The organism is Cohaesibacter celericrescens (genome assembly GCF_002866925.1).
GTDB classification, from domain to species: domain Bacteria; phylum Pseudomonadota; class Alphaproteobacteria; order Rhizobiales; family Cohaesibacteraceae; genus Cohaesibacter; species Cohaesibacter celericrescens.
Genome location: NZ_PKUQ01000009.1, coordinates 1 through 18,154 on the forward strand (window position 1 = coordinate 1; position 18,154 = coordinate 18,154).

17 protein-coding genes are annotated in these 18,154 nt (G+C 51.9%); 3 read left to right on the top strand and 14 right to left on the bottom strand.

The genetic code is table 11. The annotated features are described in order from the left end of the window. Positions 1-340: 340 nt before the first annotated feature. Positions 341-583 (bottom strand): response regulator, encoded by a 243-nt coding sequence (locus C0081_RS23845; protein ID WP_101532710.1) that lies wholly within the window; start codon positions 581-583, stop codon positions 341-343. A gap of 425 nt (positions 584-1,008) precedes the next feature. On the opposite strand from C0081_RS23845, the gene C0081_RS04970 reads away from it, so the two are divergent. Beyond that, positions 1,009-1,935 (top strand): HAD-IIA family hydrolase, encoded by a 927-nt coding sequence (locus tag C0081_RS04970; RefSeq protein ID WP_101532711.1) that lies wholly within the window; start codon positions 1,009-1,011, stop codon positions 1,933-1,935. A gap of 41 nt (positions 1,936-1,976) precedes the next feature. Here the strand turns inward: C0081_RS04970 and ureG are convergent, their stop codons facing one another. The 12 genes from ureG to urtA form a co-directional block, all read right to left on the bottom strand. Continuing rightward, complete coding sequence (ureG, locus tag C0081_RS04975; protein WP_245417861.1) at positions 1,977-2,642, bottom strand: urease accessory protein UreG; 666 nt, start codon at positions 2,640-2,642, stop codon at positions 1,977-1,979. Next, a complete protein-coding gene (locus C0081_RS04980; RefSeq protein WP_101532712.1) occupies positions 2,639-3,361 on the bottom strand; it encodes an urease accessory protein UreF in 723 nt (240 codons plus the stop codon). The genes ureG and C0081_RS04980 overlap by 4 nt, the downstream gene beginning before the upstream one ends. Continuing rightward, a complete protein-coding gene (locus tag C0081_RS04985) occupies positions 3,345-3,857 on the bottom strand; it encodes an urease accessory protein UreE (protein ID WP_245417862.1) in 513 nt (170 codons plus the stop codon). The genes C0081_RS04980 and C0081_RS04985 overlap by 17 nt, the downstream gene beginning before the upstream one ends. Before the next feature lie 9 nt (positions 3,858-3,866). Further along, positions 3,867-5,579 carry an urease subunit alpha gene (gene ureC, locus C0081_RS04990; protein WP_101532713.1) on the bottom strand — a complete coding sequence of 571 codons (1,713 nt, stop codon included), beginning with the start codon at positions 5,577-5,579 and terminating at the stop codon, positions 3,867-3,869. Next, on the bottom strand, positions 5,579-5,884 hold the full coding sequence (locus C0081_RS04995; protein WP_101532714.1) for an urease subunit beta: 306 nt from the start codon (positions 5,882-5,884) through the stop codon (positions 5,579-5,581). The genes ureC and C0081_RS04995 overlap by 1 nt, the downstream gene beginning before the upstream one ends. Before the next feature lie 10 nt (positions 5,885-5,894). Further along, positions 5,895-6,197, bottom strand: a complete 303-nt coding sequence (locus C0081_RS05000; RefSeq protein WP_101532715.1) for an urease subunit gamma — start codon at positions 6,195-6,197, stop codon at positions 5,895-5,897. A gap of 18 nt (positions 6,198-6,215) precedes the next feature. After that, entirely contained in the window at positions 6,216-7,097 is an 882-nt protein-coding gene (locus C0081_RS05005) for an urease accessory protein UreD (RefSeq protein WP_180966763.1), read from the bottom strand. Then, on the bottom strand, positions 7,069-7,779 hold the full coding sequence (urtE, locus tag C0081_RS05010; protein WP_101532823.1) for an urea ABC transporter ATP-binding subunit UrtE: 711 nt from the start codon (positions 7,777-7,779) through the stop codon (positions 7,069-7,071). The genes C0081_RS05005 and urtE overlap by 29 nt, the downstream gene beginning before the upstream one ends. Positions 7,780-7,847: 68 nt before the next feature. Next, complete coding sequence (gene urtD / locus C0081_RS05015; protein ID WP_101532717.1) at positions 7,848-8,606, bottom strand: urea ABC transporter ATP-binding protein UrtD; 759 nt, start codon at positions 8,604-8,606, stop codon at positions 7,848-7,850. Further along, on the bottom strand, positions 8,603-9,766 hold the full coding sequence (gene urtC / locus C0081_RS05020; protein ID WP_101532718.1) for an urea ABC transporter permease subunit UrtC: 1,164 nt from the start codon (positions 9,764-9,766) through the stop codon (positions 8,603-8,605). The genes urtD and urtC overlap by 4 nt, the downstream gene beginning before the upstream one ends. Continuing rightward, positions 9,763-11,379 (bottom strand): urea ABC transporter permease subunit UrtB, encoded by a 1,617-nt coding sequence (gene urtB / locus C0081_RS05025; protein WP_101532719.1) that lies wholly within the window; start codon positions 11,377-11,379, stop codon positions 9,763-9,765. The genes urtC and urtB overlap by 4 nt, the downstream gene beginning before the upstream one ends. Positions 11,380-11,477: 98 nt before the next feature. Further along, positions 11,478-12,767 carry an urea ABC transporter substrate-binding protein gene (gene urtA / locus C0081_RS05030; RefSeq protein ID WP_245417863.1) on the bottom strand — a complete coding sequence of 430 codons (1,290 nt, stop codon included), beginning with the start codon at positions 12,765-12,767 and terminating at the stop codon, positions 11,478-11,480. Positions 12,768-13,246: 479 nt separating this feature from the next. Between urtA and C0081_RS05035 the strand changes: the two genes are divergently transcribed. Next, positions 13,247-15,175: a M48 family metalloprotease gene (locus C0081_RS05035; RefSeq protein WP_101532721.1), complete on the top strand. Its 1,929-nt coding sequence runs from the start codon at positions 13,247-13,249 to the stop codon at positions 15,173-15,175. Beyond that, positions 15,172-15,543, top strand: coding sequence for a hypothetical protein (locus C0081_RS05040; protein WP_146006407.1), 372 nt, complete (start codon positions 15,172-15,174; stop codon positions 15,541-15,543). Before C0081_RS05035 ends, C0081_RS05040 begins: the two co-directional genes overlap by 4 nt. A gap of 202 nt (positions 15,544-15,745) precedes the next feature. On the opposite strand, the gene C0081_RS05045 is transcribed toward C0081_RS05040, so the two are convergent. Then, a complete protein-coding gene (locus C0081_RS05045; protein ID WP_101532723.1) occupies positions 15,746-17,908 on the bottom strand; it encodes a malate synthase G in 2,163 nt (720 codons plus the stop codon). Positions 17,909-18,154 lie beyond the last annotated feature (246 nt).

An 18,154-nucleotide genomic window follows, 5' to 3' on the forward strand; every position in this document is an offset into this window, starting at 1 on the left:
ACAATTGTATAAACTTCATCACCAATTCTTAAATTGATATTACTGTCTTACCTGAATATGAGACTTCTTTGATTTTACAATTTGAATACTTTCTCGGAGTGCTCTTTCTAATGGTTGCGGTGTCGCCCCTCGTTCAATCTCATACGCGGTTTGAGTCAGTCGTATTAAACCGATGATGTTGGCTGTCCTTTTTAGTGTCTGCGCGGCTTGTCTTATGTGTAACGCCTGCATTGCGTAATGAATCGCCTGCGGAAAGTATCAGCCGCCATTGCGCTTTGGAGGACTTTGGAAAGTAAAAATTTATCAAATGGTTTGATTAGGAAATCCCAAAACACGTTTTTTAGTGCTGCTCCCTTCTATGATTAACCAATTGATTGGTTATTGTAATGATGGGCATAGTGGCGAGCCGATAATCAAAATGTTGTCGCAAGAGTTTTGTTACTTCTTGTCCTGACATGCCTGGTATGGACTTATCCATAAGAATGGTGTCGGGCAGATGCGTTTTTGCTAAGGCAATGGCTTCAGAGCCGTTAAAGGCTTCAATGACCTTGTGCTCCAGTGTTTCGAGTATCTCTAGTAGGATCGAACGGGCTGTTTCCTAATCATCAGCGAATAGGATGGTTAGATGGGATAAACCTGCAAAAGAAATAGGGCGTACATCTTTGTTTTTAGGCCGCCAATCGTATGGGGACCGATATTTGATGGTGTATTGATTTTATCCTGTAAATCTTCCCCCCCAATCAGCCCCCTCAGCCCAGCAAGCATGTGCTTTTAAAGCTACACAATTTTAGTTCGCAGGCTTAACTCATTGGGGCCGGGCTGGTTGGCCATGTGTTTTCAACTCCATGTTGCGGGCAATTTTGTGTGTCGGCGAGTGAGAGACCCCAATACCGTTTGTATTGTCACTTTATCTTTCAAACGCCAACGACGCCTTGAGATTTTGCAGTCCAGAGCGCTGCATGCTATGGCAACGCCGAACAACTATATGTGCGCTATTTAGGAATTCCAATGCAGACTTTAACGCTTACACCGAATGAAGCTTTTGAGCGCTATCAGGTGATCCGATCCCGGTTGCCAATGTTGCCTGAATTTGACTCAGGGCTAGGGAGGATGAAAACAGCTAATCACCTCGGGGACCTCGTTTCATTTTATGATGTTTTTGTTTTTGATGCCTTTGGAGTTCTTAATGTTGGTGACGTTGCTATTGCGGGGGCTCGTGATAGAATTGATGCATTGCAACGAGCAGGAAAGCGACTGTTTGTGCTGACCAATGCTGCCTCTTATTCCTTTCCTAGTGTGGTGGTGAAGTTTCAAAAGCTTGGCTTTGCCTTCGGACAAGATGAACTTATTTCGTCTCGGGATGTCTGTGAAACCCAAATGCTGGATATGGATCCGGCGATGACATGGGGAGTGATTGCACCATCAAATTTCAATCCAACAGAAGTGAATTTCCAGTGCTCTGTTTTGCGCGATGATCAATCGCAGTATGACAATGTGGATGGATTTATCTTTCTATCGACCGAATGCTGGCAGAATGCGCGGCAGTCGCTTTTGATCTCCAGTTTACAAAGGCGATCGCGTCCGGTGATTGTTGCCAATCCGGATTTGGTAGCTCCACGCGAAGTGGGGTTAACCTTGGAACCCGGATTTTATGCGCATGATTTGCTCGATCAACTACCGGACCTTGATCTGACCTTTCATGGGAAACCATTTGCCAGTGTTTATGATCGGGTGGAGCAACTGATTGGCGATAAACTCAATCGAGAACGGATTGCCATGATGGGGGATAGCCTGCACACAGACATTTGGGGGGCGAGTGTGCGCGGCTGGGGTTCGGTGCTGGTTACCGATCATGGCTTTCTCAAAGGACAGAATTTAGAACAAGCCATTCAGGACAGTGGCACCCGACCTAATTGGATCGTACCATCAATCTAGTGATGAATTTTTACCGTGCACGGTGTTGAGTGAGTAATTCTTTAAGCGACATCCAAATCTGGCGTTTGGAGTCCCGATTTCTTGCAAATAAGGGCAGCTATTTCAGCCACCCCAACGCCGCGGGACAAATCAGCAAATTGGAAAGGTTTGCCTTTGCGGGCATTTTCTGTATCGAGCCGCATGCGATCGAGGTCAGCGCCTACATAGGGCGCCAGATCGGTTTTGTTGATGATTAACAGGTCTGATCGGGAAATGGCTGGTCCACCTTTACGCGGAATGTCGTCGCCCTGACAAACCGAAATAACATAGAGGGTGAGGTCTGCCAGATCAGGCGAAAAAGTCGCTGCGAGATTATCGCCACCGGATTCAATAAAGACAATATCCAGATCAGGATGGCGGGTGCACAGCGTATCGATAGCGGCAAGGTTGATGGAGGCATCCTCGCGGATGGCGGTGTGTGGGCAACCTCCGGTTTCGATGCCGAGGACGCGATCCTCTGCCAATGCCTGCTTGCGCACGAGGGCCATTGCATCCTCTTTGGTATAGATGTCATTAGTCACCACCCCGATGGAAAAATGATCGCGTAGGGCAAGGCACAGTTTTTCTGTCAATGTGGTTTTGCCTGCTCCCACAGGCCCACCAATGCCAATACGCATGGGGCCATTGAGTGCCGATGGGGACGTGTGATCAGGATTGTTGGCAGTCATGACCGAAAGATCCTTGTTGTTAGATGCTCGTGCTGCATTGCCGCAATGTCAGAGTGCAGGCAACAGCTGCCGATGTCTTCGAGTGTTGCTGTTGTTGCGCGTTGTGCCGTTTCTAAAACTATGGGCTCTAAGGCAGCCTGCAGCAAAAGGCCATCGCTTTGCCCCAGTGGCACAAGGCGCATGGCAACCGAAATTAGATTGGCTGCAAAGGCGTGAATTGCTGCGGGTAATATGGTTTCCAGCGCGATATTCTGATTCTGCGCCACAGCGCCAAGAATGACGGGTAGAGCAATCACCTTGGTGCCTGTTTGATCCAACATATCATGGACGGGGCAGGGCCACGTCCGACTGGCTTGCAAAAAGGCGGCGCCTTGCTGAGTGGTTTCCATATAGCGCTCTGCACTGGGGGCCATTGCTAGGGCGTGGTCGTTCAAATCGAGCAAGGCAGTGCTTTGAAGCTGAACCGCTTTCCAGCTGAGCGCCAACATCACTGAATCGGACCAGCCACCACCACGCTTAACCAAAGCAATAAGCCAGTTCCGTGTGCTGACGCGGTCATGTAGCGTGCCTGCATCAATGGCCGTTTCTAAGCCGTGGCTATAACTAAAGGCTCCCACCGGAAAAGCTGGGGACATCCAGGTGAGAAGTCGCACAAGGGCGGCACCCGTCAGGCCGTTACTGGCAGTTTGTACACCGGCACCCTCAATGTGCATGGTCATGCTCGTGCGTGTGGCTCTGTACGGCGCCTTCGCTGTGATCGTGGGCATTGGGCGCTGTCTTGCCGACATAGGCTCCACTGACGGGAGAGAAAGGTGCTGTCACAGGGGTTAGCGTTGCGCCCAATCCCTGAAGCATATCGGCGATCACAGCATCCTGACGGATCCTTAGATGATCTTCATAAATCTCAGTTGGTTGATGTCGGTTGCCCAGATGCCAGCCAAGGGTCAGCAAAGCAAGCCCGTCTGCCCCCCGAACCTCATACAGTGGTTCGGGGATGGCCAACACCTTGATCATATGCCCATTGTCTAGCAACAGACCATCACCGTGATTGATCCGCTCAGCTCTTTGCAACAACAGCATAAATTCCACACCATTGTCACTGGTCAGGGCGATGCGGCGGCGAAAGCGATCCTCTTCATCAAGGGTAATCTGATCGTCTGGTTCAACAGTCCATTGATCTGGCGAGAGAACTTTATAGGCTATGATGTTTGACAAGGTTGCCTCCTAAAACAGAAAATAGCGTTGCGCCATAGGAAGCACTTCTGCGGGTTCACAAGTCAGGATTTCTCCGTCAGCCCGCACTTCGTATGTTTCCGGGTCGACGGATATTTCTGGTGTGGCATCATTGAGCATCATAGATGCTTTGGAAATACCGCTGCGGGTGTTTTCGACAGCAACCATAGTCTTGGCGGTTCCCAATTTTTTGGACAGGCCATTGTCAATCGCGGCTTGACACACGAAGGTGACAGAGCTGTTGGTCAGGGATTTGCCATAGGCTCCGAACATTGGCCGGTAATGGACCGGCTGAGGGGTTGGGATTGAGGCGTTCGGATCGCCCATTGGCGCCGCTGCGATGGTGCCGCCAATCACGATCATATCGGGTTTGACGCCAAAGAAGGCCGGAGACCAGAGCACAAGGTCTGCGCGTTTGCCCACTTCAATCGAGCCGATATGCTTGCTCATGCCCTGCGCGATGGCGGGGTTGATGGTGTATTTGGCAATATAGCGTTTGACGCGCTCATTGTCGTTGTTGCCACGCTCCAAATTTAAACTGCCGCGCTGCTTTTTCATTTTGTCGGCGGTCTGCCATGTGCGGATGATCACCTCGCCGACGCGGCCCATGGCCTGACTGTCGGATGAAATAATCGAAAAGGCACCCATATCATGCAAAATGTCTTCCGCTGCGATGGTTTCCTTGCGGATGCGGCTTTCGGCAAAAGCAACATCTTCGGGGATGTTGGCGTCCAGATGGTGACAGACCATCAGCATATCCAGATGCTCGGCCACCGTGTTGGCTGTGTAGGGCCTTGTCGGGTTGGTTGAAGAGGGTATCACATTGTCCATGCCGCAGATTTTGATGATGTCGGGGGCATGGCCACCGCCAGCGCCTTCGGTGTGAAACGCGTGGATGGTGCGTCCTTTGAAGGCATCAACGGTGCTTTCGACAAATCCGGATTCGTTCAAAGTATCCGTGTGGATCATCACCTGAACGTCATGGGCATCTGCAACCGTGAGGCAGGTGTCGATGGCGGCGGGAGTGGTGCCCCAGTCTTCATGCAGCTTCAGTGCCGCTGCACCACCCAAGAGCATTTCTTCCAGTGCCTTTGGCTGTGACGCGTTGCCTTTGCCTGCAAAAGCCAGATTCATCGGGAAGGCATCGGCGGCTTCGATCATGCGGGCGATATGCCAAGGGCCAGGGGTACAAGTCGTCGCCAGAGTGCCATGGGCTGGACCTGTACCCCCGCCGAGCATCGTAGTGATGCCAGACATCAATGCTTCTTCTATTTGCTGCGGGCAGATAAAATGGATATGGGCATCCATGCCGCCCGCTGTCAGGATTTTGCCCTCAGCGGCGATGGCCTCGGTGCCTGGACCGATGATGATATCAACGCCGGTCTGTGTATCTGGGTTACCTGCTTTGCCGATGCCGCAAATGACGCCGTCTTTGAGGCCAATATCTGCTTTGTAAATGCCGGTATAATCAACGACCAACGCGTTGGTGATGACTGTATCTACGGCTCCATCGGCGCGAGCCACTTGCGATTGGCCCATGCCGTCGCGGATGACTTTACCGCCGCCGAATTTGACTTCGTCGCCGTAGGAGGTGAAATCTTGCTCCACCTCGATGAATAGCTCAGTGTCAGCAAGACGCAGTTTATCGCCGGTGGTGGGGCCGAACATGTCCGCATAGGCGGCTCTTGAAAGTGAAATAGCCATTAAAGGGCACCTCCGATTTCGCCACGAAAGCCATAGACTTCGCGTTTGCCTGTCAGCGGGATCAGTTTGACAATGCGTGTTTGGCCCGGCTCGAACCGAACGGCAGTGCCGGCGGCAATATCAAGCCGTTGGCCACGCGCAGCAGTGCGGTCAAAGGAAAGAGATGGATTGGTTTCAAAAAAATGATAGTGAGAGCCAACCTGAACGGGGCGGTCGCCGGTGTTGGAGACTTCCAATTCGGTAACCTCTAGGCCGTCGTTTAGCATGATGTCCCCGTCAGCGGGAATGAATTCACCTGGTATCATGGTCTGTTCCCTATCTGATTGGTTCATGCACGGTGACGAGTTTGACCCCGTCGGGAAATGTGGCTTCGACCTGAATGTCGTGGATCATCTCGGGGATGCCTTCCATCACTTGATCGCGGCTGATGATGTGGGCTCCGGCTTCCATCAGGTCCGCGACAGAACGGCCATCGCGAGCCCCTTCAACGATGAAATCGGAAATCAAGGCGATGGCTTCGGGATGGTTGAGCACTACGCCGCGTTCCAGACGACGACGCGCCACCATCGCCGCCATGGCGATCAGTAGTTTGTCTTTCTCACGGGGGGTCAAATTCATGACATTTCCTCCTCTATTCTATGTTGTCCAGACTCGGGGAAGAGGCTCCCCGGCCCGTAAATGTTGAATGAGCGGGATAAGCGCCGCACGCAGTTGCAAGCCGTAGGGGGCGCTCAGGCGCACCAGCAATTTGCCATTGAAGGCCGAGACACCACCATGACAGTCAGGCTGGCGCGCGATGCATTGGCGGGCACCATCGGCCAAAGTTGCAAGGCTTTCTGTATCTTCTGGGCCGATATAACAAAGGGACGAAAAGCTAGAGTGGCTCGATAAGACGGCCGCATTGGCCCCGAAGCCTGTCACATTTCCGTTCAGGGTTAGGGTGTCTGCGTGAAGCAGTTGACCATCACGCCTTATTCGCCAGTTATCAGAAAAACCGACAGAATGGACCTTTTCCCCCATGGCTAGACGACCGAGCAGAACAGATTCGACAGCAAGAAAACGGGCTGTGCCGCTCAGATCGACCAGTAGGTTACGGGTCAACTGAGATTGGTCAAACAGAATTGTTTCTTGTGGCAGCCAGTCAAGGCGGGCTCCATCGGCGACTGTGAGATTGGTGGAGACTTGCGCAGGCCCTTCGTTGGACTTGTAGATTTTTTCGCAGGCCTGTGTGGTGGCAACGGCTGCTGTGCCTGTGCCGCACGAGACATCCCAGTTGAGGTCATCACCGCCGGTCAGACCGCCTGAGCTGTTGATTAAAACAGCCTCAGCCCCGTTGGAGCCATAGACCCTAGGCAAACGGATTTTGGCACAGCCTTGCTGATAGAGCCCATCCAGCATGGTTTTGCCGGTGGTGCCCATAGAGCCGGGCTTGAAGCTGACCCGCCCTGTGCCGCTGGCGCGTTGCGCCCGCACGGGTTTGATGGTCGGCTCATACGGTGAGGTAGCTGCGAACATCATCCCTATCCAAATCTTCTGCGGGACCGGAGTGGGTTATTTCGCCGCGGTCCATAATGTGTACAACATCAGCCAATTCGCGACAGAAATCCAGATATTGTTCAACCAGAAGAATGGCCATTCCTTTTTCGTCGCGCAGATACGTGATGGCGCGGCCGATATCCTTGATGATCGATGGCTGAATGCCTTCAGTGGGTTCGTCCAATACCAGAATGTCGGGGCGTGTAACCAAGGCGCGCCCTATGGCCAATTGTTGCTGCTGACCGCCGGAAAGGTCTCCACCACGGCGTGATAGCATATCCTTGAGAATCGGGAAGAGTTCAAAGATTTCTTCTTCGATAAAGCGTTGCTTGCGCGGCAGGCGGGCGTAACCGGTTTCCAGATTTTCCTTTACGGTCAATTGCGCAAAGATCTCGCGGCCTTGAGGCACATAGCCTATGCCCTTTCCTGCGCGGGTATAGGAAGGGGCCTTGGTGATTGCATCCCTCCCCAAAAGAATCTCCCCGTTTGAGACGGGATGTTGCCCGACGATCGCCCGCAAGAGCGAAGATTTACCAACGCCGTTGCGGCCGAGCACACAGGTGATTTTTGCTTTTTCAACCACCAAGGATACATTGCGTAAAGCTTGGGCCGCACCATAATGCAGATCGATTGACTGCACCTTGAGAGCAGCCGTCTCTGGCATGCCGTCGATTACGATGCTTGTGTCCGGCCCATCTGTTTTTGGGGTAATTTCGATCGCTTCACTCATGATTATCTCCCCAAATAGCTTTCAATGACGTCTGGATGGGCGCTGACATGGTCGAGCGATCCTTCAGCGAGAACCGATCCTTCGGCCAACACTGTGACTTTGACATCAAGGTCGCGGATGAAGCCCATGTCGTGCTCAACAACGATGACGGAGCGCGTTTTGGCGATTTCGCGCAACAATTTGGCCGTCTCAATAGTTTCGGCATCGGTCATGCCGGCGACCGGCTCATCGACCAACAGCAGCTTGGGGTCCTGTGCCAACAGCATGCCGATCTCCAGCCATTGTTTTTGGCCGTGTGACAGGTCTGCGGCCAACTCGCTGGCGCGATGGGTGAGGCGAACGGTGTCCAGTAGGGCGTTGATTCTGGCCTTGTCCGCCTCGCTTTCTTGATAGAAAAGCGAGGCGAACACACTACGCTCACCAGCGAGGGCTAATTCGATATTTTCACGCACGGTTTGATCTTCAAAAACCGTTGGTTTTTGAAACTTACGACCGATGCCAGCCTGTGCGATTTCGGTTTCATCATGCTGGGTAAGGTCCATATCACCTTCAAACAAAACATCGCCGGAATCCGGGCGGGTTTTACCGGTAATGATGTCCATCATGGTGGTTTTTCCAGCACCATTGGGGCCAATGATGGCGCGCATTTCCCCCGCTTCGATGGCCAGAGACAGGCCATTAATGGCTTTAAAGCCGTCAAAGGAAACGGACACATCATCCAGATAGAGCAGGACAGGGGTGAGAGGCAGATCTTCGGTCATGAGGCGTCTCCGCTTTGCTCTGTGGCCGGCGTGCCGATGACAGGATCAGAGGGTGCCGATTTTTTGGCAGAGAATTTCTGGCGCACGCTGGCCATGGCACCCATGATGCCTTTTGGCAAAAACAGAGTGACAGCAACAAACAGCGCGCCAAGGGCAAAGAGCCAATATTCCGGCAGAGCGGCTGTGAACCAGCTCTTGCCCAAATTGACCGTGATAGCGCCCAAAATCGGGCCGATTAATGTGCCGCGCCCACCAATGGCAGTCCAAATGACCACTTCAATGGAGTTTGCTGGGGCAAATTCGCCGGGGTTGATAATGCCCACTTGAGGCACATACAGAGCACCAGCAAGACCTGCCATCATGGCTGAAACGGTAAAGACAAACAATTTCACATGTTCCACACGATAGCCAAGAAAACGGGCGCGGGATTCGGCCTCTCGGGTGGCGATCAACACTTTGCCAAAGCGCGAGCGTACGATGGCCGAGCTGAGGATGAGCGACAGACAAAGCGCAAAGGCGGAGGCTGAGAAGAGGCCGGCGCGGGTGCCGCCGTTTTGCAAGGTGAAGCCAAGGATGTCTTTAAAATCGGTCAGGCCATTGTTGCCGCCAAAGCCCATGTCATTGCGGAAGAACGCCAGCAAAAGCGCATAGGTCATGGCTTGGGTGATGATAGAGAGATAGACCCCAGTTACCCGTGACCGGAAGGCAAACCAGCCAAAGACAAATGCCAGTAGACCGGGCACAGCAAAGATCATCAGGAGGGTGAACCAAAATTGGTCAAACCCGAACCAATACCAAGGCAATTCTTTCCAGTTCAGAAAGACCATAAAGTCAGGCAAAATCGGATCACCATAAACGCCGCGTGAACCGATTTGGCGCATGAGATACATGCCCATTACATAGCCACCCAGCGCAAAAAAAGCGCCGTGACCGAGCGAAAGAATGCCGCAATACCCCCAAACCAGATCCAGCGCCAAGGCCAGCAAGGCATAGGTGAGATATTTGCCGAAAAGAGAGACGGCATAGTCAGGGATATGCAGCGCATGGTCGGGCGCAAGCGAGAGATTGAGGAAGGGGACCAGCACGGCAATCAGTGCGAGTGCTGCTGCAACCCAAGCAATGCGTCCTTGTAATCCACGAAACAAAAAGCCGGAAATCATTGCTCTACGGACCTTCCTTTGAGTGCAAACAGACCACGCGGGCGTTTCTGTATGAAGAGAATGATAAAGACCAGCACGAAGATTTTGCCAAGTACGGCACCGGCGAAGGGTTCAAGGAATTTGTTCGCCACACCCAGTGTGATGGCACCGATCAGGGTGCCCCACAGATTGCCAACGCCGCCAAACACCACAACCATGAAGCTGTCGATGATGTAGCTTTGGCCCAAGTTGGGGGAGACATTGCCGATTTGGGACAGGGCCACACCGGCCACCCCGGCGATGCCAGACCCCAGAGCGAAGGTGAAAGCATCAACCCAAGGGGTGCGGATGCCCATCGATGAAGCCATTTTGCGGTTTTGGGTGACCGCGCGCATTTGCAGCCCCATCGGGGTGCGCTTGAGCAGCAGGAACAACAGGCCAAATACGGCCAAAGCAAAGAAGAAGATCCAGATGCGGTTCCATGTCAGGGACAGGCCAGCCAATTCAACCGCACCCGACATCCAACTTGGGTTGACCACCTCTTTGTTGGAGGGGCCAAAAATGGTGCGCACGGTTTGTTGCAGCACCAAGGATACGCCCCATGTTGCCAATAAGGTTTCCAACGGACGACCGTAAAGAAAGCGGATGATGCCGCGCTCCAGAATGAGGCCAACCAGACCGGCAGCCAGAAAGGCCGCAGGAAGCGCAAGGAGCAGGGAATAGTCGGTCAAACCCGGAGCAAAAATTTGAACGGCCTGTTGCACCGCGAAGGTGGTGTAGGCCCCAATCATCACCATTTCACCATGGGCCATGTTGATGACCCCCATCACGCCAAAGGTGATGGCAAGACCGATGGAGGCCAATAAAAGCACAGAGCCGAGCGATAGGCCGTACCAGATGTTTTGGACTGCATCCCAGATGGACAGGCGGCGTTCAATGCTCGTGATCGCCAGCTGGGTTGCTTGTGCTACGGCGCTTTTGGGCGCAGCTTCAACAGCGCTCAGCAATGTCAATGCGCCACGACCACCCATTGTGCGCAAAATACTGATTGCTTCCAGTTTTGCGGTGTCTGGCATATCTGCGGACGAGAGTACGATGGCTGATTTTGCCTGATTGAGCAGAGATAAAATTTCAGCAATCTCTTCCTTAAGAAGGCGTGCTTCGATCAACGGCAAGGCAATCGGATCTTTGGATTTAAAAACCGTTTCCGCCGCCTGCATGCGTTCATCGGGATCGCTGCTCGACAAGGCAAAAAGGCTCAGTCCGTCGCGGATGGTTCGGCGCAGACTGTTGTTGGCTTTGATTTTTTTGAGATTGGATTTGGACTGGTCTTTGATCTCCTCACCGGTCAGGGGGTCGGTGAGGGCGTAGGTCTTTCCTGTTTTCTCGGTCAGGAAAACCTTTTTGTCCGATTTACGGTAATAGAGCGTGCCTTCTGCCAATTGATTGAGAACTGTTGCAACACGAGGGTCGCCAGACTTGAGAAGGATTTCGACTTTGGCGGCTCGATCTTTCAATTTGCCTTGGGCAAGTTGTGCAATGGAACCGGGCAGGTCCACCTCTTGCGCACTCACGGCAACGGGGGCCGCAAATAGAAAGAACAAACACGCTATCAATGCGCGAGGAAGAGACATGGGCACTCTCTTGTCTTTATGGAAATGTCCCGATGGCAGCTTGTCCCTCTTTAGAAGGGTGGGCCGCCATCGGGATTAAGGTTGGTCAGAAAAGGAGATTATTCGCCTTTGCCGCCACATGTTTTGGTTTCGGTGTTGAAGTTGCCGCAAGACAGCGGCGCGCGCCAATCAGAGATCAGTTTGGCAGAATCTGGCAGGAAGTCTGACCATGCATCACCGGGCACCAGACCTGCTGTTTCATAGACAACATCAAACTGGCCATCATCCTGAATTTCGCCAATCAGAACCGGCTTGGTGATGTGATGGTTTGGCATCATGGCAGAATAGCCGCCGGTCAGGTTTGGTACAGCAACACCAATCAGAGCGTCGATTACGGCATCCGCATCGGTGGTGCCAGCTTTCTCAACCGCTTTGACCCACATATTGAACCCAATATAGTGCGCTTCCATTGGATCGTTGGTCACGCGAGCCGGGTCTTTGGTGTAGGCTTTCCAAGCTTCGATGAAGGACGCATTGGCGTCGGATTCAACAGACTGAAAATAGTTCCATGCAGCCAGATGACCAACAAGCGGTGCTGTGTCTAGACCAGCAAGTTCTTCTTCACCCACGGAGAAGGCGACCACAGGAATGTCTTCGGCTTTGATGCCCTGGTTGGCCAGTTCTTTATAGAAAGGAACGTTGGCATCGCCGTTGATGGTAGACACAACAGCGGTTTTTTTGCCAGCAGCACCAAAGGCTTTGACGTCAGACACAATTGTCTGCCAATCAGAATGGCCAAATGGTGTGTAGTTGATCATGATGTCTTCTGCAGCAACGCCTTTGGCTTTGAGGTAAGCTTCAAGGATTTTGTTGGTTGTGCGGGGATAGACATAGTCTGTTCCAGCCAAAACCCAGCGTTCGACTTCTTCTTCTGCCATCAAATAATCAACGGCAGGGATTGCCTGCTGGTTTGGTGCGGCGCCAGTGTAGAACACGTTACGCTGCGATTCTTCGCCTTCATACTGTACAGGGTAGAACAGGATGGAGTTCAATTCTTCAAATACCGGCAGAACTGATTTACGAGATACCGATGTCCAAGCTCCGAAGACGGCGGAGACTTTGTTGACGTCGATTAGTTCGCGGGCTTTCTCGGCAAACAAAGGCCAGTCGGAAGCAGGGTCAACAACAACAGGCTCGAGTTTTTTGCCAAGTAGACCACCCTTTTTATTCTGCTCTTCGATGAGCATCAGCATGGCGTCTTTCAGCGTTGTCTCAGAAATAGCCATTGTACCGGACAGGGAGTGCAGAACGCCGACTTTAATGGTTTCTTCTGCAAGAGCAGCAGAAGCAGAAATCAATGAAGTGGTGATAGCCAAAGCAGCAGCAAGGCGGGAAATTTTCAAAGGCACGTTTTTATTCTCCATCTGGAAGTGTGATGGAGCTAGAATTGCAAGGCCTATGCCAAAGCTTAAACATTCGTTGGCGGATTTATTAGACCGTTGATTCTAATATCGAATTGTTAGGAACTGCTGGGTGCCCGTGGTGAGTGCTAGGTAAGTGTATGCGTATTAATGCTTATTATAGTCACCATTAGGTAGATTTATGCCTAAATAATGGGCAGGCGTAAATTTTACGCAGCATAATTTCCGAGCAAAGTACTTTGGCAATATTTATGTACCGCACCGACCGGTTCTGAATACCCCTGGCGCAAGAGATGAGGATGGGGCTGTGCCGAGCTTTGGGTCTATTGCTCTTTTTGCGACAAAAGGTTGTGGATCTAGAAATTACAGTTGTATTAGGTTGCGTTTTGTCGATTTGGGTTTTAGTTATGCGTAGTACGCGCCTTGATTGCGTTTGAGCTTTTCTTGCATTAGAGACTATTCTTGATATGACCCAAGCATCAAACGACACCCATAGTCTTGCAACTGCAATCCATAGGTTTGTGCTGTCGGGTAAGAACTTATGGTGTGTGACCGCTTTTGTTGTCTTTGGCGGGGTGGCCACTCTTTTTCTTATGATGACGGTCCTGCATAGTCTTGATACCGCTCGTGGTCTGTATCATTTTGTGCAGGAGTTTAATCTCTATCTGCATTCTAACCCTATGGAGTTGGTGCGGTGGTTGGGTGGTGTGGTTGCGCAATTTGAGAGCGCAAGAGGGCGATCAATCTTGGATCTGTCTGCATGGGCAGTTACAGGTGTTCTCGTCTCAATCCTCTTTATCGCACATTATCGGCGATTTTCTCGCCCAATAGGCGCGTCTCTCACTCAAAATAAACAGGCCGGCGCCGCTACACGTGAGTTGCTGGCGAGGGTTGGCTATTTCAAAGATATTCAGACCCCTATTATCCGCGAAGGCTTGGTGAGCAACGCATTCTTTTCTGTTGGTCGTGTCTTTTTTGCCCCGAAGGGACAGGTTTCGCGGCTTCTGAAAGGCAAGCCAGCTGAGAACCAGACCAAGACCCTGACGTTTTTTATGGTGCATGAATATGCTCATGCCGTCACAAAAGACAATCTGGCCAATTCCGTTTTTCTGGTTGTGATTTCAATTTATGTCTTTGTCTTTTTATCGCTTTTGGGGCCTGTTCTTCTTCTGGGGTCAGCGCTGGCCTCCTCATCACCGATGGGGCCTCTGCTAACGGTCCCACTGTCGCTAACCGTCTTTTTGCTTTTTTGTTCCAGCGTGGCGCTGTGTTTTTATGGCATGTGGGTGTCCTATATCAAAGCGCGTGAGTTTTTTGCCGACCAAGCGGCTTTCACTTTTGTACCAGATGCCGAAAATCCCTATGGCTTGCAAACTGACTTGCGCCGACCGGATGCGATCTGTGCCTTGAGCAACAATATTTCGGGCTATGAGCGCGATCAGCATAGACAGGGCTACAGTTTGCACGCGCGCAACTTGCTGGTATTTTTCTGGGGTGTGGCTTTCAGCATTCGCACACTTTATATCCTTGTCGCGCCCAAAGACTGGTGCTTTTCTATTTTGGCGTTTGACGCCGCTGCTCTTGCTGCCTTTTTTGTGTTGTATCGCTGTCTACCCAAAAGGCCGCCCCAACTTTTGATGCGGCCAACGTTCCCTTGGGTTTTGACCTTATTGTCGATCCTTGCTGTCGAAATCGCAGGGCCAGGACTTTTCGGTGCTTTGAAGGCGGTCTATTGGGATGCTTTTTCTAATGAAAATGCCCAGTTGATGGGGCTGCCGGGGCTTATCTTGCTATTAACTTTTTTCTTTGCTTGCTTCTATCTGGGGATCAAAAAACTTGTGAAGATGCGCAAAAGCGAGCCAAGGCGCACCGGCCAATTGTTAAAAAGACTACTGCTGCGCTTTATGATAGCTCCGGGCAATGCTGTTGAATATTTTGTGGTCTGTGTGGTGGTCTTATTGTTCTGCCAACCGTTCCTGCGTCATTTTATAACACTGGAGTTTTTAAACACCGGTTTGGTGGTGAACACCATGCTGCTGGGGATGCTTTGTCTGGGTGTGGTATTTTTATATCATCAGTATAAGAATTTTTTTGTCGTCAACAGAACACGGTTTGCATTGGTCACCACGCAAGGTGCGCTGATTGTCTTTGTCATGACGGGTATTATGCATCTTGTGCTTACGGACATGCTTGCTTCGGCTCGGCGCTCTGTATTGCAAGCGCCAGTGTCGTGGGATTTTCTAATTGGTTTGGTCCGCACGTCTGATTTACCTTCTGCCTTGATTGTTGGGGTAATTTCGGCGATCTTCTACCTGATGTTGCGTTGCGTTGCCTATTGGGCGCGGAACAAGTTGGACAAAATAGAGTTGAATTTGGAACAGATGATATGCCGATGACTATGAGCGAAGCCGCGCTTCGGGGGAAATTAACATTGGCAATGGCCAAGGCGGTTGATGAAACAGAGACCTATGAAGCCTATTTTGGCGAGCCAACCCAGAATGAAGATTATGGCGTCGCCCGGGCCGATGGCACGATGCCGGGCGATATGTTGTTTCTGTGGGAATTTGCCGGTTTTATCTCGGACTATATCGCTTCTCACGGCATTGATGTTTTGGATATTGTGGAGCAGGTCGGCAATCTCTTTGTCGCCTATCAAGCGGTCAAACCACCACGCAATGACTTTGATGATAGCGAAAAACAAAAGATCAAAGCTGCCGTTGCGGCCTCACTGCGCGATTTGCTCGAACCCAAGAAAGAGCCTTGAGCCCAAGTACGGCTTCAGGCTTTCTGCGCGCTAGGCAACCGCTGGTCTTCAATCGGTTTGTGCGCAGTCTATATGCCGAATCCCTCAGGGGTAGGACGAGTGGATTGCTCACACATATCGAGCGGAGGTGTGCCTGTTTGGGCGCCAACCATCCGCTCGACTGTCTCTGTTTTCATCTCGTTTTGATGGCCAACAACCGCCTTTATGACGCTTGTTGCTGCTTTGCTTCTTTTCGTCTTTTGTGGAGCAGTGGCTCGGTGTAGCCGTTGGGTTGCTCGGCGCCCTTGAAGACCAGATCGCAGGCTGCTTGGAATGCGACCGAATTTTCAAAATTGCCCGCCATATTTGTATAGAGCGGGTCGCCCGCATTTTGGCGGTCAACAACGGCAGCCATGCGTTGCATGGTTTCCATGACCTGATCTTGGCTGACAAAACCATGCCGCAACCAATTGGCCATATGCTGGCTGGAAATGCGCAAGGTTGCTCGATCTTCCATCAGTGCAACATCATTGATATCGGGCACTTTGGAGCAACCGATTCCCTGATCAATCCAGCGCACCACATAGCCAAGAATACCCTGTGCGTTGTTGTCCAGCTCGGACTGAATGGTGTCGCCATCCAGATTGCGCCCCTTCATCAATGGCACCGTCAGGATTTTGTCCAAATCAGCACGCGGGCGCTTTTTAAGGGTATCTTGCACTGAAGAAACATTGACAAGATGGTAATGCATGGCATGCAAGGAGGCCGCCGTGGGGGACGGCACCCATGCGCAGCTGGCTCCGGCTTTGGGATGGCCGATCTTGGCAATCATCATTTCTGCCATCTCATCGGGTTTGGCCCACATGCCTTTGCCGATCTGGGCTTTGCCTTTTAGGCCGGTTTCAAGGCCGATATCGACATTCCAGTCTTCATAGGAGGCGATCCAAGGCTGAGCCTTGATTTCGTCTTTTGGTAAAAACAAACCAGCGTGCATTGACGTGTGGATTTCATCGCCTGTGCGATCAAGAAAACCGGTGTTGATGAAAACAATCCGGTCTTTGACCTGACGGATACATTCTTTCAGATTAACCGTGGTGCGGCGCTCTTCATCCATCACACCCACTTTTATGGTGTTGCGTGGCAGCGAAAGAGCGTCTTCGACAGCGCTGAACAATTGTTCGGTGAAGGCCACTTCTTCCGGCCCATGCATCTTGGGTTTGACAATATAGATGCTGCCCGTGCGGCTGTTGCCTTTGCGAGACAGGTCATGCAGCGCGCAAGCAACCGTCATGAAGGCGTCCATAATGCCTTCAAAGATTTCGGCGCCTTTTGGGTCCAGAATAGCGTCGTTGGTCATCAGATGGCCAACGTTGCGCACCAGCAGCAGACTACGCCCGTGCAGAGACATTGGCTGGCCGTTGGTGCCGGTATAGCTGCGATCTAGGTTGAGCTTCCGCGAGACGGTTTTCCCTGCTTTTTCAAAGCTGTCCTGCAAGGTGCCCTTCATCAGGCCCAACCAGTTGCTGTAAACGATGCATTTGTCTTCTGCGTCCACCGCAGCAATGGAATCTTCACAGTCTTGTATGGTGCTGATGGCGGATTCCATCACCACATCTTTGATGCCTGCGGACGAGAGCTTGCCGATTGGGTGATCTGGCTGCACCTGTAATTCGATATGCAGGCCGTTGTTTTTGACCAAAATCACGGTATCATCCACATGGCCGGCAAATTGCTCAGGCGTTTGCAAAGCGGTCTTGCTGCCATCGCTCAAGGTGATAGTGAGCTGTTTGTGGTCTTCAGAGACGGCATAATGTACCGCGTCTGCATGTTTGCCTTTGGCCAAGGGTACGGCTTGATCGAGAAAGGCACATGTTCTGCTGATGACTTCTTTCGCCCGTGCTTCGTTGAAAGAGGCCCCTACTGCCAAATCGCCCTCTTGGCTGATGACATCGGTGCCATAAAAGGCGTCATACAAACTGCCCCAGCGTGCATTGGCGGCATTGAGAGCAAATCGGGCGTTCATGACTGGCACCACCAGTTGCGGTCCGGCGATGGTGGCGATCTCGGCATCGACATTCTGTGTGCCGACAGAAAAATCGGGGCCTTCGGGCACGAGATAGCCGATGTCTTGCAGGAAGGCCTTGTAGGCCGCTTGGTCTGGCAGAGCGTCTCTTTGGGCCTGGCACCACGTATCAATCTTGGCTTGAAGGGCGTCGCGTTTGGCAAGCAGGGCGCGGTTGATCGGGGTGAGTTTGTCAACGGCGGCTGCGAAGCCTGCCCAAAAATCTTGCGGTGTCACATGTGTGCCCGGCAAGATTTGTGTTTCAACAAGCTCGGCAAGCAGGGTGTCGACTTGCAAACCGTTTTTATTGATTCTGCTTGTCATGGTCTGTTCCCATTGGGTTGTGGTGCGCTGTGTCACCATCTGGCTTTGTATCGTGTTCCTAACCATTTTACGTCATGCTGGCCCGTCTTTCCAAGGGGGCTATTATCTTCAAATTGTTGCAGGTGTTTTTTGTGTTGGGCCATTGTCTTTGAAATGGATGTATGATGGACCAGATTTTCTTGCTCATCGTGGCTGATCCGTCGAGCAAATACGCGGTGTATAAGCTGTTAAGCGCGCGCTGGTTTG